This window comes from Chromohalobacter sp. HP20-39, from assembly GCF_033052815.1.
Lineage (GTDB): Bacteria > Pseudomonadota > Gammaproteobacteria > Pseudomonadales > Halomonadaceae > Chromohalobacter.
The window spans coordinates 76,757-90,611 of the sequence record NZ_JAWHTP010000003.1 but is presented as its reverse complement, the minus strand read 5'-3'; the positions used below and the strand labels follow the sequence as shown (position 1 = coordinate 90,611).

The 13,855-nt window shown below is 62.2% G+C and carries 13 protein-coding genes; 9 read left to right on the top strand and 4 right to left on the bottom strand.

Going from position 1 to position 13,855, the window contains the following annotated elements:
* The first annotated feature begins 15 nt into the window (after window positions 1-15).
* A complete protein-coding gene (locus RVY79_RS06855) occupies window positions 16-1,665 on the top strand; it encodes a dihydroxyacetone kinase subunit DhaK (RefSeq protein WP_317463340.1) in 1,650 nt (549 codons plus the stop codon).
* Between the two features lie 7 nt (window positions 1,666-1,672).
* Here RVY79_RS06855 and RVY79_RS06850 read toward each other — a convergent pair whose 3' ends face one another.
* Both RVY79_RS06850 and rpe read right to left on the bottom strand, forming a co-directional pair.
* Window positions 1,673-1,972 carry a GIY-YIG nuclease family protein gene (locus tag RVY79_RS06850; RefSeq protein WP_317463339.1) on the bottom strand — a complete coding sequence of 100 codons (300 nt, stop codon included), beginning with the start codon at window positions 1,970-1,972 and terminating at the stop codon, window positions 1,673-1,675.
* 12 nt (window positions 1,973-1,984) lie between these two features.
* Complete coding sequence (rpe, locus tag RVY79_RS06845; protein WP_317463338.1) at window positions 1,985-2,671, bottom strand: ribulose-phosphate 3-epimerase; 687 nt, start codon at window positions 2,669-2,671, stop codon at window positions 1,985-1,987.
* A gap of 186 nt (window positions 2,672-2,857) precedes the next feature.
* On the opposite strand from rpe, the gene ggt reads away from it, so the two are divergent.
* The 3 genes from ggt (at window position 2,858) to RVY79_RS06830 (ending at window position 6,452) form a co-directional block, all read left to right on the top strand.
* Entirely contained in the window at window positions 2,858-4,588 is a 1,731-nt protein-coding gene (gene ggt, locus RVY79_RS06840; RefSeq protein WP_317463337.1) for a gamma-glutamyltransferase, read from the top strand.
* A gap of 27 nt (window positions 4,589-4,615) precedes the next feature.
* Window positions 4,616-5,773 carry an MFS transporter gene (locus RVY79_RS06835; RefSeq protein WP_317463336.1) on the top strand — a complete coding sequence of 386 codons (1,158 nt, stop codon included), beginning with the start codon at window positions 4,616-4,618 and terminating at the stop codon, window positions 5,771-5,773.
* Window positions 5,774-5,834: 61 nt separating this feature from the next.
* The gene (locus tag RVY79_RS06830; protein ID WP_317463335.1) at window positions 5,835-6,452 is read left to right on the top strand and encodes a YajG family lipoprotein; all 618 of its coding nucleotides are present in this window, start codon (window positions 5,835-5,837) and stop codon (window positions 6,450-6,452) included.
* Window positions 6,453-6,477: 25 nt separating this feature from the next.
* On the opposite strand, the gene tmpT is transcribed toward RVY79_RS06830, so the two are convergent.
* Both tmpT and RVY79_RS06820 read right to left on the bottom strand, forming a co-directional pair.
* Window positions 6,478-7,119, bottom strand: a complete 642-nt coding sequence (gene tmpT, locus RVY79_RS06825; RefSeq protein WP_317463333.1) for a thiopurine S-methyltransferase — start codon at window positions 7,117-7,119, stop codon at window positions 6,478-6,480.
* A 60-nt stretch (window positions 7,120-7,179) separates the two neighbouring features.
* On the bottom strand, window positions 7,180-7,797 hold the full coding sequence (locus RVY79_RS06820) for a TIGR04211 family SH3 domain-containing protein (RefSeq protein WP_317463332.1): 618 nt from the start codon (window positions 7,795-7,797) through the stop codon (window positions 7,180-7,182).
* 504 nt (window positions 7,798-8,301) lie between these two features.
* Between RVY79_RS06820 and miaB the strand changes: the two genes are divergently transcribed.
* From miaB to lnt, 5 genes are all read left to right on the top strand, one after another.
* The gene (miaB, locus tag RVY79_RS06815) at window positions 8,302-9,648 is read left to right on the top strand and encodes a tRNA (N6-isopentenyl adenosine(37)-C2)-methylthiotransferase MiaB (protein WP_317463331.1); all 1,347 of its coding nucleotides are present in this window, start codon (window positions 8,302-8,304) and stop codon (window positions 9,646-9,648) included.
* 117 nt (window positions 9,649-9,765) lie between these two features.
* On the top strand, window positions 9,766-10,845 hold the full coding sequence (locus RVY79_RS06810) for a PhoH family protein (RefSeq protein ID WP_317463330.1): 1,080 nt from the start codon (window positions 9,766-9,768) through the stop codon (window positions 10,843-10,845).
* A complete protein-coding gene (ybeY, locus tag RVY79_RS06805) occupies window positions 10,842-11,303 on the top strand; it encodes an rRNA maturation RNase YbeY (protein ID WP_317463328.1) in 462 nt (153 codons plus the stop codon). The genes RVY79_RS06810 and ybeY overlap by 4 nt, the downstream gene beginning before the upstream one ends.
* Before the next feature lie 107 nt (window positions 11,304-11,410).
* Window positions 11,411-12,304, top strand: a complete 894-nt coding sequence (locus RVY79_RS06800) for an HlyC/CorC family transporter (protein WP_317463327.1) — start codon at window positions 11,411-11,413, stop codon at window positions 12,302-12,304.
* Between the two features lie 77 nt (window positions 12,305-12,381).
* Window positions 12,382-13,851, top strand: a complete 1,470-nt coding sequence (gene lnt, locus RVY79_RS06795; protein ID WP_317463325.1) for an apolipoprotein N-acyltransferase — start codon at window positions 12,382-12,384, stop codon at window positions 13,849-13,851.
* Window positions 13,852-13,855: the final 4 nt, after the last annotated feature.

Below are 13,855 nucleotides of genomic sequence, written 5' to 3'. Positions count from 1 at the left end.
TCATGGAGCCCGCCCATGCAACATTTTTTCAATGACGCCTCACGCGTCGTCGCCGACGTTCTCTACGCCGCCGGCCACCTCGCCCCCTTGCGTATTGCCGAACCCCAAAGCGGCGTACGCATCCTGATTCGTCGCGACTGGGACCGCGATACGCTCGGCCAGCGACAAGTCGCGGTGCTATCCGGTGGCGGCGCAGGGCACGAGCCCGCGCATGCCGGCTTCATCGGCGACGGGATGCTGACCGGGGTGATTTCCGGCAGCCTGTTCGCTTCGCCCAGCATGGACGCCGTGCTCGCCGCCATTCGCGAGGTCTGCGGACCGGCCGGCTGCCTGCTGGTGGTCAAGAACTATACTGGAGACCGGCTCAACTTCGGGCTGGCCGCCGAGCATGCGCGTCGCGAAGGTCTCAATGTCGCCATGGTCATCGTCGCCGATGATATCTCTCTGCCCGATACGCCACAGCCACGCGGCCTGGCCGGTACTTTGCTGATTCATAAGATCGCCGGGCATCACGCGCAGCAGCAAGACTCGCTGGAGAATATCCAAGCGCTCGCTCAACACGCATGCGAACGCATGGCCTCGATGGGCATGGCGCTCACGCCAGCCACGCTGCCAGGCCAAGCACGTCCCGACCGGAGTCCGGAACTGGGACTCGGCATCCATAACGAACCGGGCGCCCAGCATATCGCACCGGATAACGCGCGCGACGCCATGAACCACGTCGTCGTGCCTCTCGCAGCCGCTCTCGAAGAGCGCGGCTACACCAACGGCTGGCTCGCCCTGCTCAACAATCTGGGGAGTTGTTCGACCCAGGAGATGGGCGTTCTGAGCGGCAGCTTGATCGATGGGCTCGGCCCGGCACGGTTGACCCAGTTCATCGGCCCCGCCCCCTTGATGACCTCGTTGGACATGCACGGCTTCTCGGTGACGCTGATGGCCACCGACGACGCCATGCGTACGGCCTTGCTAGCGCCCACCGATGCACCCGCCTGGCCAGGCGTTAGAGACGTGCGTCCGCCGGACACCTTCACGCCCAACCTCACGGCCCGCAACGACGCACTGAATGACAACGCGCCCCAGGCGACGCACGTCAAGGCGGCACTCACCCAGGTGCTCAGTGTCTTGCGCGATGCACGTGACGATCTCGACGGGCTCGATGCCCAGAGCGGCGACGGCGATGCCGGCAGCAGCCTGGTGGAAGGCGCCGATGCCATCGAACAGGCGTTGAGGGCAGGCCGGCTAGATACCGCACACCCCGAACGGTTATTCGCAGGTCTGGGACAATGCCTGGCCACCGGTATGGGCGGGTCGAGCGGGGTACTGCTGTCGATCCTGATGACCGCCACGGCGACCAGCCTCGAGCATCGCAGCCTGATCGACAGCCTCTGGCAAGGGGTCGAACGCATGCAGACCTATGGCGGCGCCCGGCTCGGCGACCGCACTCTGCTGGACGCCTTGATTCCCGCGCTTCAGGCACTTCAGAAAGACGCCACGCTCACCGACGCGGCCCAGGCAGCGCGCCAGGGCGCCGCGCATACGGCGACGCTTTCCCGCGCCCGGGCGGGACGTGCCGCCTATGTCCCCGACAGGGCCCTGAAAGGTGTCGTCGATCCCGGTGCGGAAGCGGTAGCGCGGGTCTTCGAAACGCTGGCGCGCTGTCGATGATGACGGCCTATGACGACGACGCCTCATCCCCGCGTGCCGCCAGCCAGGCACGCTTGGCCGCGGGGCTGAGTTTCTTGAGCGCTGCTTCGCGACGCAGCGCCTCGCCATGGCTGCCCACGTATTCCGAATGACGCAAGGTCAACGGCCCCTTGCCACGCAAGGCACGCGCGCCGCGCTTACCATCGTGATGCTCGCGAAAACGACGCGCCACATCGGTCGTCACGCCGGTATACAGTGCTCCCGCCGCCGTTTCGACCAGGTAGAGATACCAAACCTGCGCGCTTGCAGCGTGCTCATCATCGGCCATGACGCACCTGGCTCAACGCTGTGCCAGTGCGTCGCGGAAGGCGCGCATGACGCTGTCGTAACGGTATGGATCCGCCTCGTCGCGTGCCTTGAATATCGCCGACCCGGCGACGAAGGTATCTGCACCCGCCCGCGCGACCTCGGCGATATTCTCGACCTTGACGCCACCGTCGACTTCGAGGCGGATTTCATGCCCGCTGTCATCGATGCGCTGACGCACCTCGCGCAGCTTATCGAGCGTACCAGGGATGAAGGATTGCCCGCCGAAGCCTGGGTTGACGCTCATCAGTAACACCATGTCGAGCTTGTCCATGACATAGTCGAGATAAGAAAGCGGTGTGGCGGGATTGAAGACCAGGCCGGCCTTGCAGCCGCCATCGCGGATCAACTGCAGCGAGCGATCGATGTGTTCGCTGGCCTCGGGATGAAAGGTGATGTAACTCGCGCCCGCCTCGATGAAATCCCCGATCAGGCGATCCACCGGCTTGACCATCAAATGCGCGTCGATGGGCGCGGTAATGCCATGGTCACGCAGGGCCTTGCACACCATTGGGCCGATGGTGAGGTTGGGGACGTAATGATTGTCCATGACATCGAAGTGCACGATATCCGCGCCGGATGCCAATACATCCTCCGTCTCCTGACCCAGACGAGCGAAATCGGCGGACAGGATCGAAGGCGCAATCTTGAAGTCGGGCATAAGCAATAAAGGGGCTGTCGGCTGGAAATGAAGGCTTCATTCTAGCGAATGGTTGGCGGAAAAACAGGCACATGGATCTACTCTGTCACCGCCACCTTGCATATTCAGGCGAGGCCTTCGATAGTAAAAGCAATCCCTCATAAAAACGCGGCGCCGTATTGCCGCCCTGCTCTCGAGAGGCCCGGCATGATTCGACTTACCATTCGCCATGGACGACGTCTGGCACTGTGCGCGTTACTCGCCACCCTGTCGCTTCCCGCCAGCGCTCAACAGGCGATTCTCGAAGGCGAGCGCTTCCATCCCCAGGAAGGTCAACACGGCATGGCCGCCACCAGTCATTACCTGGCCTCGAAAATCGCGCGCGAGGTCATGCAAGACGGCGGCAACGCGGTCGACGCGGCGGTCACCGCGGGATTCGCACTGGCCGTCACCCAGCCGCGCTCCGGCAACATCGGTGGCGGCGGCTTCATGCTGATCTCCGACGAGAACAGCGGCAAGGTGATCGCCATCGATTATCGCGAGAAGGCCCCCTCCGGCGCCTACGAGACGATGTTCCAGAATGACCAGGGTGAAGCGGTATCCGAACGTTCGCGCTACACCCACAATGCCTCCGGCGTGCCGGGTACAGTGGCCGGTCTAGCACTGGCCCTCGACGAGTACGGCACGCTCAACCTCGCCGAGGCCCTGGCGCCGGCCATCGACCTGGCCGAGAACGGCTTTGCGCTGCCGTGGCGCTTCATCGAGGGTGTCGAATCGGCACGGGAGCGACTCGCGAAGTGGCCGGCGACCCGCGCCAAGTTCTTCAAGCCTGACGGCAGCAGCTACCAAGTAGGCGAGATCTACCGTCAGCCGGATCTCGCGGCGACGCTCAAGCGCATCGCCGCCCATGGCCCGCGCGAGTTCTATGAGGGCAAGACCGCCGAACTCATCGCCCAGGAAATGGAACAACACGGTGGGCTCATGACTGCCGAGGATTTGGCCGCCTATCAGCCTACGCTTCGCGAACCTGTGCATGGGACCTATCGCGGCTACGACATCTACGCCATGAGTCCGCCCTCCAGCGGCGGTGCACATATCGTGCAGATGCTCAACATCCTCGAGGGCTACGACATCGGCGAGATGGGCTTCAATTCGGCTCGCACCATCCACGTCATGGCTGAAGCGATGAAGCGCGCCTATGCGGACCGCGCCGAGTACCTGGGCGATACCGACTTCGTCGATGTGCCACTCGAAGGCATCACCTCCAAGGCCTACGCCGACGAGTTGCGCGAGCAGATCGAGCTGGGGCACACCACGCCCAGCGATGCTATCGCGGCGGGTAACCCGCTACCTTATGAATCCAACGAAACCACGCACTTCTCGATCGCCGACGACAACGGCCTGGCCGTTTCCAATACCTATACCATCAACTTCAGCTACGGATCGGGTATCGTCGTCGAAGGCGCAGGCTTCTTGCTCAACAATGAGATGGACGACTTCTCCGCCAAGCCGGGCACGCCCAATGCCTACGGGCTGATCGGCGGCGAGGCCAACAAGATCGCGCCCAATAAGCGCATGCTGTCATCGATGACGCCGACCATCATCAAGAAGGATGGCAAGAACTTTCTGATCACCGGCAGCCCCGGAGGATCTCGAATCATCACCACGACGCTGCAGGTGGTCATGAACGTCATCGATCACGACATGAATATCCAGACGGCGGTCAGCGTGCCACGCATCCATCATCAGTGGCTGCCCGACGAAATCCGCATCGAACAGGGCGTGAGTCCCGACACCATCGCGCTGCTCGAGGCAATGGGCCATACCGTCAGCCAGCAGGACGCAATGGGCGCCGCCCAATCGATCCTGATCGACGATGAAAGCTTCTACGGCGGTGCCGACCCGCGTCGCTCGACGTCTTCCGCACTGGGGCTTTGAGTGCAGGGTGAAGTCGAGCGACCCGTCATGCCCATCGCCTGGATCGCCCTGGCCGAATTGCTCGGCACCGCCTTGTGGTTCACCCCCAATGCAGTCATCGGCGATCTAGAACGTGAATGGGTGCTGGCTGCCCATGATCTAGGTTGGCTAACTGGCGCCGTGCAGGTCGGCTTTCTCCTGGGCACGTTGATAATCGGCCTGAGCGGGCTTTCCGATCGTCGCGATGCAAGCCGGCTCTTTGCCGCCTGCTGCCTGATCGGCGCAATCAGCAATGGCCTATTGCCCTGGGCCGGTGGTCTGTGGCCAGCCGTGGCGCTGCGCCTCGTCACCGGCATGGCCCTGGCCGGCATCTACCCAGTCGGCATGAAGCTCATGGTCGGCTGGGCGCCGCAACGCGCCGGCCTTGGGCTGGCATGGCTGGTGGGCATGCTGGTCATTGGGACCGCGACGCCACATCTGCTGGCCGGGCTATCACTGGGAGGAGATTGGCGCAACGCCTTGTGGTACGCCTCGCTGCTAGCGCTCATCGCGGGCACCATGATCTGGCGTCTCGGCGAAGCACCTCACCTGCGCAAGACGACCGGAAAGACGTCGCGTTGGGCAGGTCTCGGCGCCTTCCGAATCGAAGAATTCCGACACGCCGCCAGCGCCTACTTCGGGCATATGTGGGAGCTTTACACGCTGTGGGCGCTGATCCCTCTGCTACTGGCCGCGGCGCTGCCGTCCCTGACGACCACGCAACTGGCACTCGGTAGTTTCGCGCTGATCGCCATCGGCGGACCGGGATGCTGGTTAGGTGGCTGGTTGAGCCTGCGCCTGGGCAGCCGCCGCATTGCCCAGTTGGGCTTGAGCGGCTCGGCCGTCTGCTGTCTATTGTACCCATGGGTCGGCGGCGGCATGTCGGGACTCTGGGCCGCGCTTTTCCTAGCGCTTTGGAGCCTACTCGCGGTCATCGACTCACCGCATTTCTCGGCGCTCTCGGCACGCGCCTGCCCGGCGTCGCTGGTGGGCAGCGCCCTGACCTTGCAGAATGCCATCGGCTATGCGATATCGGCGGTCTCCCTGGCATGGCTGCTGCCCGCCTGGTCGACGCTTGGGCCTTGGGTTGCCTGGCTGATGCTACCGGGGCCGCTAATCGGCTTGTGGGTACTGCGGTCACGCCAAAAGGGCTTCGCGCACTCTTGAGCTACCGCTATACTCGCAGCCAAGCTTCAACTATCTTTTTCTTTTCATTTCAGGACACACCATGCGTATGCGCCGACTCATTCCCTTCAGAGCACATCCCGCGTTCGCTCTCGTCGCGCTACTCATGACGCCACTGCTCATGGCAGGTTGCGCCCAGAGCCCCCAAATTCTTCAGGTCAAACCCGATATCGGCACGGACCTTCCTCATACGGGGAACGGGCAGGAGATTACTCTAAGCGTGGTCGATGGACGTCGCAGCGATGTGCTGGGCACGCGCTCTGGAGAGCCCGCATCGACATCGACGATCCGCGTCCCGGCACATGACGTCATTCCCAAGCTACAGACGCAGGCGGAACAAGCATTGCGGCGCATGGGCTTCTCGCCCGTCGCGAACGGTGCCGACAACACAAAGTTGACGTTGACACTCGCTGATCTCAGTTACGTCCCCGTCGAAGCCGATGCGCCGCTACTCGGCGCCGCTCAGCTACAAGCCGTGCTGCGTGCTCAGGTCGTCAACGACCGCGGCACATACACCGGCACTTATACGGCCAAGCGCAAGCAGAGCTTCGCCATCAAGCCCGACTGGGATTCCAACAACCGCATGGTCAGCGACCTGCTGAGCAACGCCTTGCAGCGCGCCTTCAGCGATCCCGAGCTTTCCCGCCAACTCAAGAACTGACGCACGCCGGCGCCGCGACAGGCAGTCAGGCCTGGCGCGGCCCGCGTCGCACCAGCGACCACACGCTTTCCTGCTTGCCGCTTTCATCCGGTGGCCGCTTTTCCAGATGGGTCAGTTCGAAATTCGCCGCGAATAGACGTTCGACCTCGTCATCGGCCACCGTGTATGGAGGACCGCCCTCGGACGAGTGCGTATCCACCAAGCTGATCAACAAGCCTCGCGCGCCGGGCAACAATAACTGCGCCAGGTGAAAGGCATAGCGTTGCCGCGTGGCCTCGGGCAAGGCAATCAGTGCCGCGCGATCATAGAAAGCGGATAACTCTTCGACCTGCGCGGTATGAAAATGAAAGAAATCGCCGCACCAGAGTTCGATGCTGCCTTGGCGACAGCAGGTAAAGGCGCCTTGCGTGTAGCGAGATATCGGTGCCTCCCCTTCTGCCATGAACTGCTCGATGGCCAACGACGAGAGCTCCAGGCCGAGCACGGGATGCCCCTGCGCGGCCAGCCAACGCATATCCAGGCTCTTGCCGCACAGAGGCACCAACACCTTGCCACCGGGCTGCGTCCCGAGTGACGGCCAATGGCGCATCAAGGCATCATGCGGCGCCGATCGGTGGAATCCAATCCTGCCTTCCTGCCAGCGCGCCAGCCACTCATCCGTCGCCATATGTCGTTAACGCCTCTCTTTCCTTCTTCCATCCATCGTTCACACGTCTTCGACACGCCATCAAAACCAGCCACTGCGACGCTTACGACGACGCGGTAGGTGCGGCACGATCAGGCCCACCAATAGGCCGCCCCCGGCCACGCCGGCGCCATAGATGAAGTAGCGCATCAGGAGGTCCTGTTCCTGCGTATCGAGACGCGCCTTGAGGCTGCGCATGGTTTCCTGAGCATCGCTATACGCCGTATTCAACTCGTCATTGCGCGCTTCCAGGTCTTCGATACGTTGCGCCCGATCGTTGAGCGTGGCTTTCATGTCACTGACACGCTGTTCCCACTCTTCATTGATACCGTCGAGCTTCGAGGTCAATTCTTTCACACGCGACTGCAACTCGGGCAGGCGCGAGCTGGCACTCGGCGAGTCCTGCAGATAACGGCTGGGAATCCAGACGACATCGCCCTCCTCACTGCGAACACGGCTGAAATCGTTCTGCTGCCCCAGCAACGTCACGGGGTCGCCGCTCTCGAGCGTACCGACGATACGATAGCCCTCGGTGGGACCACTACGCACGTAGGTCGGCAAATTGTCCGAGACCCAGTACTGCCCATCATCTTGGGCATGGGCATCAAAAGCACAGGCCCCGAGGACCAAGCAAAGCATCAGAGGTTTGATTCTAGACATAACGTGGCTTCTTCATGAATGACGAACGGCTCACGATGCGTACTGCTCCACGCGTTGCATCACCCTGCCGAAGGGACCTCCTGTCACACCTCGACGGGCGACCATCCACACATTCTGTGGATAAGTCTTGGGAAAACCAGACCATGACCGCGGCGAGACCACCGCAATGTCTGTCATAGCGACAAATCGTGTAATTTTTGATCACTCACATCGCAGGCGGCCAGCTCCTCGGGAACGCCAAGTTTACCCGTTGTGGCTCTGCCTTGAATGCCCGCGACGTATCGCCTCAGTGAGGCTGCTCACGCGAGAAACGCTAGCGTATCATAGCCTCGGCGTCATCGCGGACGATTCGATGCAGGCACAAGACTGGCCCACAATGTCGTCAATCCGTATAATATGCCATCTCATCCAAGTTTAGCGGCTAGGCCATGCTTCAAGGCCACGCTTTTACTCACTCCCAATCACGGACATATGTCGGGCGTTCGACGCACCGACCGGATCGGTATGGCGAAGAAACTCTTCATCAAGACCCACGGCTGCCAGATGAACGAGTATGACTCCGCGCGCATGGCGGATCTACTCGGCGAATCGCATGCACTCGAGCTGACCGACGACGAGCGGGAGGCCGATGTCATCCTGCTCAATACCTGCTCGATCCGTGAGAAGGCTCAGGAGAAGGTCTTCCACCAGCTCGGGCGCTGGAAGAAGCTCAAGGCCGCCAATCCCGATCTCGTGATCGGCGTCGGGGGCTGCGTTGCCAGTCAGGAAGGCGGCAACATCCAGAAGCGCGCACCGCATGTGGACATGGTCTTCGGGCCGCAAACCATGCATCGGCTGCCGACCATGCTCGATTCTAGCCAAGGGGCGGAGACCATCTCCATGGTCGATGTCACCTTCCCCGAGATCGAGAAGTTCGACCACCTGCCCAAGCCCACGGCGGACGGCGCCACCGCCTTCGTTTCGATCATGGAAGGGTGCTCGAAGTATTGCACCTTCTGCGTGGTGCCCTACACCCGTGGCGAAGAGGTTTCGCGGCCCTTCGAACCGGTGATGGAGGAAGTCATCCATCTCGCCGATCAGGGTGTGCGTGAGATCAACCTGCTGGGCCAGAACGTCAACGCCTATCGCGGTGAGAACCAGTTGGGCGATGAAATCGACCTCGCCGAGTTGATCAGCTGTGTCGCCGCCGTGGAAGGCATCGACCGCATTCGATTCACCACCTCGCACCCGGTGGAGTTCTCCGACAGTCTGATCGAAGCGTATGGCGAAATCCCCGAGTTGGTCAGCCACCTGCACCTGCCCGTGCAAGCAGGTTCGGACCGCGTCCTGGCGGCCATGAAGCGTGGCCATACCGTCGAGGAATACGTCGACAAACTGGAGCGCATTCGCGCGCTGCGTCCGGACATCAGTTTCTCCTCGGATTTCATCATCGGCTTCCCCGGCGAAACCGAAGAAGATTTTATGAATACCATGGATCTGATCCAGCGCATCGGTTACGACGCCTCGTTCAGCTTCGTCTATTCCCCGCGTCCGGGCACCCCGGCCGCGAATCTGGAAGACGAAACGCCGGAAGCGACCAAGAAACAGCGCCTGGCGATCCTTCAGGAACGTCTCAACCAGCAGACCATGCAGATTTCACGGCGCATGGTCGGCCAGACCGAACGCATCCTGGTCACCGGCTTCTCGCCCAAGGACCCCGGCCAGTTGTCCGGTCGCACAGAGAACAACCGGGTCGTCAACTTCCGCGCGCCCAACCCGACCGAACTCATCGGTTATTTCGTCGATGTCGAGATCACCGAGGCGTTGCCCAATTCCCTGCGTGGCGATCTAGCCTCTCCGGCGCGCTATTGAGGCGCCGCCAGCGACCTTAGTCTGCTAGCGTGACGAATCCTTGCGCGGGATCATTGCCCCGGCGTTGCCCGGGGCGCTAAGCTGAAATCACATTTCCAACCCATGGACCTCTTCGAGTTGAGCCAGAACACTTCGCAGGCACACCGCATCCTCACGCTGACGCTCGAACCCAACGACCCTATGCGCCTGGCCAGTCTGTGCGGCCAGCAGGACGAAAACCTCAAGCTCGTCGAATCACGCCTGGGCGTGACGTTGCGCAACCGTGGTAACACCTTTCAGCTCGCGGGCCCCGGCCCACGCGTCAAGGCCGCCGCCAATGTCGTCGAACATCTCTACCGCGAGACGGAAGCCAATGAGCTGACGCCGGACACCGTGCATCTGTTCCTGCAGGAATCTGGGCTCGAGGCACTGGAAGAAGACGAAGAAGCGCTCGACGAGGGCGACGTGCTGATCCGCACGCCGCGCGCCCTCATCAAGCCGCGCGGCCACAACCAGCAGACCTACGTCGCCAGTGTTCGCGAGCACGACATCAATTTCGGGGTCGGCCCGGCGGGCACCGGCAAGACCTATCTGGCGGTCGCGGCAGCGGTCGAGGCCCTCAATCAGCAGCAGGTACGGCGCATTCTTCTGGTACGCCCGGCGGTGGAAGCCGGCGAGCGCCTGGGCTTCCTCCCAGGCGACCTGGCGCAGAAGATCGACCCTTACCTGCGCCCGCTCTACGATGCCCTCTACGAGATGCTGGGCTTCGAGCAGGTCAACAAGCTGATCGAGCGGCAAGTAATCGAGGTCGCGCCACTGGCCTACATGCGCGGGCGCACGCTCAACAATGCCTTTATCATTCTCGATGAGAGCCAGAACACCACGCGCGAGCAGATGAAGATGTTCCTGACGCGCATCGGTTTCGGCTCCACCGCCGTGATTACCGGCGACATCACCCAGGTCGACCTGCCGCGCGGCAATCAATCGGGGCTGATTCAAGTCCTCGATGTACTCAAGGGCACCGCTGGGATCGGGGTCACGCATTTCGTGGCCAAGGATGTGGTTCGCCACCCGCTGGTACAGCGCATCATCGAAGCCTACGACGCCTTCGAGAGCGCCGAGGAAGAGCAGGAGCGCGCCCAACGCGAACGGCGTGCACAAGCCAAGCGCGAGGAAAAAGACGCGCGCCGCGACAACGACGAGCCGGCAGACGCATGACCCTCGACATCGACCGTCAGGTCGCCACCGACACATCGACCGACCTTCCCACCCAGGCCGAACTCGAGGCTTGGGTGGGCGCCGTCTTCGCTCGTCATGCCGATGAAACGCGCACGGAAATGACCGTGCGCTTCGTCACTCCCGAGGAGAGTCAGACGCTCAATCGTGAGTACCGCGGCAAGGACAAGCCCACCAACGTGCTTTCCTTCCCCTTCGAAGCGCCTCCCGGTATCCCCTTGGCGCTGCTTGGCGACCTGGCGATCTGCCACGATGTCGTCATCAACGAGGCCACCGCACAGAATAAGCGCCTGACTCATCACTACGCCCATATGGTGATCCACGGCACCTTGCATTTACTCGGCTACGACCATATAGATGGGCGTGAAGCCGAAGAGATGGAAGCGTTGGAGCGCGAGCTACTGGCGAGTTTCAAGATCGGTGATCCCTATGCCGAGTGAACCGCCGCCTGGCCTCCCCCCGACATCCCGCGATGCCCGGCCCATGGCCGTGCGCGACCGTTTATCATTCCAGCGTTATCGTCCATGAGGAACGAGAGACCTATCGCATGAGCGAAGACCGATCGAGCAGCCAGGGTGGCAAATCCTGGCTGGATAAACTGCTGAATGCTTTTTCCAACGACTCCGATGAGCCGAGCTCGCGAGACGAATTGCTCACCTTCCTGCGTGAGGCCGGCACACGACTGCGCCTCGACCAGGATGCGCTGACCATCATCGAAGGCGCGTTCCAGATCAGCGATCAGCAAACGCGTGAGGTGATGATCCCGCGCTCCCAGGTAACCGCCTTGCATGTCGACCAGCGCCCCGAGGACTGCCTGCCGGTGATCCTCGAGACCGCCCATTCTCGTTATCCGATCATCGACGAAAACCTCGATGAGGTACTGGGCATCGTGCTGGTCAAGGATCTCCTGCCGCTGCTCAAGCTAAGCGACGCCGAGCGTCAACGCTTCCAGCTGCGCGATATCCTGCGTCCGGCGATGTTCATTCCCGAGTCGAAACGTCTCAACAGCCTGCTCAAGGAATTTCGCGATACCCATAACCACATGGCGGTGGTGGTCGACGAATATGGCGGCACGGCAGGCATCGTGACCATCGAGGACATCCTCGAGCAGATCGTCGGCGATATCGAAGACGAACACGACACCGATGAAGAAGACGATATTCGCGACCTGGGCGACGGCACCTATGCGATTCGCGCCCTGACGCCTATCGAGGACTTCAACGAACGCTTCGACACGGCCTTCCCCGACGAGGAATTCGATACCGTCGGCGGCCTGGTCATGCAACGCTTTGGCCACCTCCCGCGTCGCAACGAATACGCCGACCTCGGTACCTGGCGCTTTACCGTGCTCAATGCCGATAACCGCCGTATTCGCTTATTGCAGGTGTCGCCCTGCCCCGAAGAAGATGCCGAAGAGTACGAGGACAGCGACACGCATTAAACCGGGCAGGCAAATGTGCATCATGGCCCACAGCGCCGCGCTCTGTTATAAGAGGCACCTTCGACAAGGAGTGCCTCATGCTGTCTTCCCACACCTATCGCCCCTGGATGGGATACCTCGTCGCGCTCGTGGCCGGCGCGCTCACGACGCTTACCTTCGCCCCCTTCGAGTGGTGGTGGCTCGGCCCCTTCGCCGTCGCCATGGTCTTCTACGGCCTTCACGACCTTACGCCTGGTCAGGCAGCACTGCGTGGCTGGAGTTATGGCGTGGGCTTGTTCGGTACCGGCACGTCGTGGATCTATGTCTCGATCCATGACTACGGCTACACCGGCGTCCCCCTAGCGGTCTTTCTCACCGCCCTGTTCGTGGTCACTTTGGCGCTTTTTTATGGCGTGATGTTCGGCGTTTATCGGCGCTTCACCAGCGCGCGATGGTCCGTGATCACCTTCGCGGGCGCCTGGGTTCTCGGCGAGGCACTGCGCACCTGGGCGTTCACGGGCTTTCCCTGGCTGCTGCTCGGCAGTGCCCATGTCGAATCGCCTCTGGCGCCGTGGGCGCCCATCGGCGGTGTCTACCTGCTATCGCTGATCGTCGCTCTCAGCGGCACCTTGCTGGTAGCACTAGTGAATCGCCGCCTGTGGGCACTGGTGCCGCTCGTTGCAATGTGGTGCCTGCCACTGGTGCTGCCCACCCAGTGGACATCCCCACAAGGCGACCCCAAGCAAGTCGCCCTGCTGCAAGGCAATCTCCCCCAGCTCTCGAAGTGGAGCCCCGAGGGGCAACGCAAGGCCGCCAACACCTACGCCAAACTGACCCGCGAACAGGACGACGACACCGACCTGATCATCTGGCCGGAAACCGCCCTGCCGATGTTCGCATCCCAGGCACGCCCCGTGCTGGAGCGCGTCCAAGCGACGCTTCCTCCCGATACCGCCCTGCTGACCGGTATCGTTCAGCGCGACGACGACGGTGATTACTACAATGCGGTCATTGGGATGGGCAACAGCCAAGGCAGCTATCGCAAGGAGCACTTGGTGCCGTTCGGTGAGTATTTACCGTTGGAAGGATTGTTGCGCGGTATCATCGCCTTCTTTGACCTACCCATGTCGAGCTTCACCGCCGGGGCCCCCGACCAGGCACCGATCCAGGCCGCCGGTATGCGCCTGGGCGTCGCGATCTGCTACGAGATCATCTATGCCGACCTGGTCGCCCAGCGTGCGCGCAACGCCGACGTGCTGCTCACCGTGTCCAACGACACTTGGTTCGGGGACTCCATTGGTCCGATCCAGCACTTGCAGATGGCCCAATTGCGCGCCCTCGAGAATGGTCGCTATGTGCTCCGCGCCACCAGCAACGGGGTCACCGCCATCATCAACGCTCAGGGACACATCACCCAGCGCGCCCCGCGCTTCGAAACCGCCAGCATCAGCGGCGAGGTTCAGCCCATGCAGGGCTTGACCCTGTTCACGCGCACCGGCAGTTGGCCGACGTGGGGGCTCGCCCTGTTGCTACTCATCCCCGGGCTGCGTTGGCGGCGCCGCAAGTAGCAGG

What these genes read in the sequence shown, in the direction of transcription:
- ggt (WP_317463337.1), top strand. Translation starts at nt 2,858, where the DNA reads ATGATTCGACTTACCATTCGCCATGGACGACGTCTGGCACTGTGCGCG.
- tmpT (WP_317463333.1), bottom strand. Translation starts at nt 7,119, where the DNA reads ATGGCGACGGATGAGTGGCTGGCGCGCTGGCAGGAAGGCAGGATTGGA.
- RVY79_RS06820 (WP_317463332.1), bottom strand. Translation starts at nt 7,797, where the DNA reads ATGTCTAGAATCAAACCTCTGATGCTTTGCTTGGTCCTCGGGGCCTGT.
- RVY79_RS06830 (WP_317463335.1), top strand. Translation starts at nt 5,835, where the DNA reads ATGCGTATGCGCCGACTCATTCCCTTCAGAGCACATCCCGCGTTCGCT.
- miaB (WP_317463331.1), top strand. Translation starts at nt 8,302, where the DNA reads ATGGCGAAGAAACTCTTCATCAAGACCCACGGCTGCCAGATGAACGAG.
- RVY79_RS06800 (WP_317463327.1), top strand. Translation starts at nt 11,411, where the DNA reads ATGAGCGAAGACCGATCGAGCAGCCAGGGTGGCAAATCCTGGCTGGAT.
- RVY79_RS06855 (WP_317463340.1), top strand. Translation starts at nt 16, where the DNA reads ATGCAACATTTTTTCAATGACGCCTCACGCGTCGTCGCCGACGTTCTC.
- RVY79_RS06835 (WP_317463336.1), top strand. Translation starts at nt 4,616, where the DNA reads ATGCCCATCGCCTGGATCGCCCTGGCCGAATTGCTCGGCACCGCCTTG.
- RVY79_RS06850 (WP_317463339.1), bottom strand. Translation starts at nt 1,972, where the DNA reads ATGGCCGATGATGAGCACGCTGCAAGCGCGCAGGTTTGGTATCTCTAC.
- ybeY (WP_317463328.1), top strand. Translation starts at nt 10,842, where the DNA reads ATGACCCTCGACATCGACCGTCAGGTCGCCACCGACACATCGACCGAC.
- rpe (WP_317463338.1), bottom strand. Translation starts at nt 2,671, where the DNA reads ATGCCCGACTTCAAGATTGCGCCTTCGATCCTGTCCGCCGATTTCGCT.
- lnt (WP_317463325.1), top strand. Translation starts at nt 12,382, where the DNA reads ATGCTGTCTTCCCACACCTATCGCCCCTGGATGGGATACCTCGTCGCG.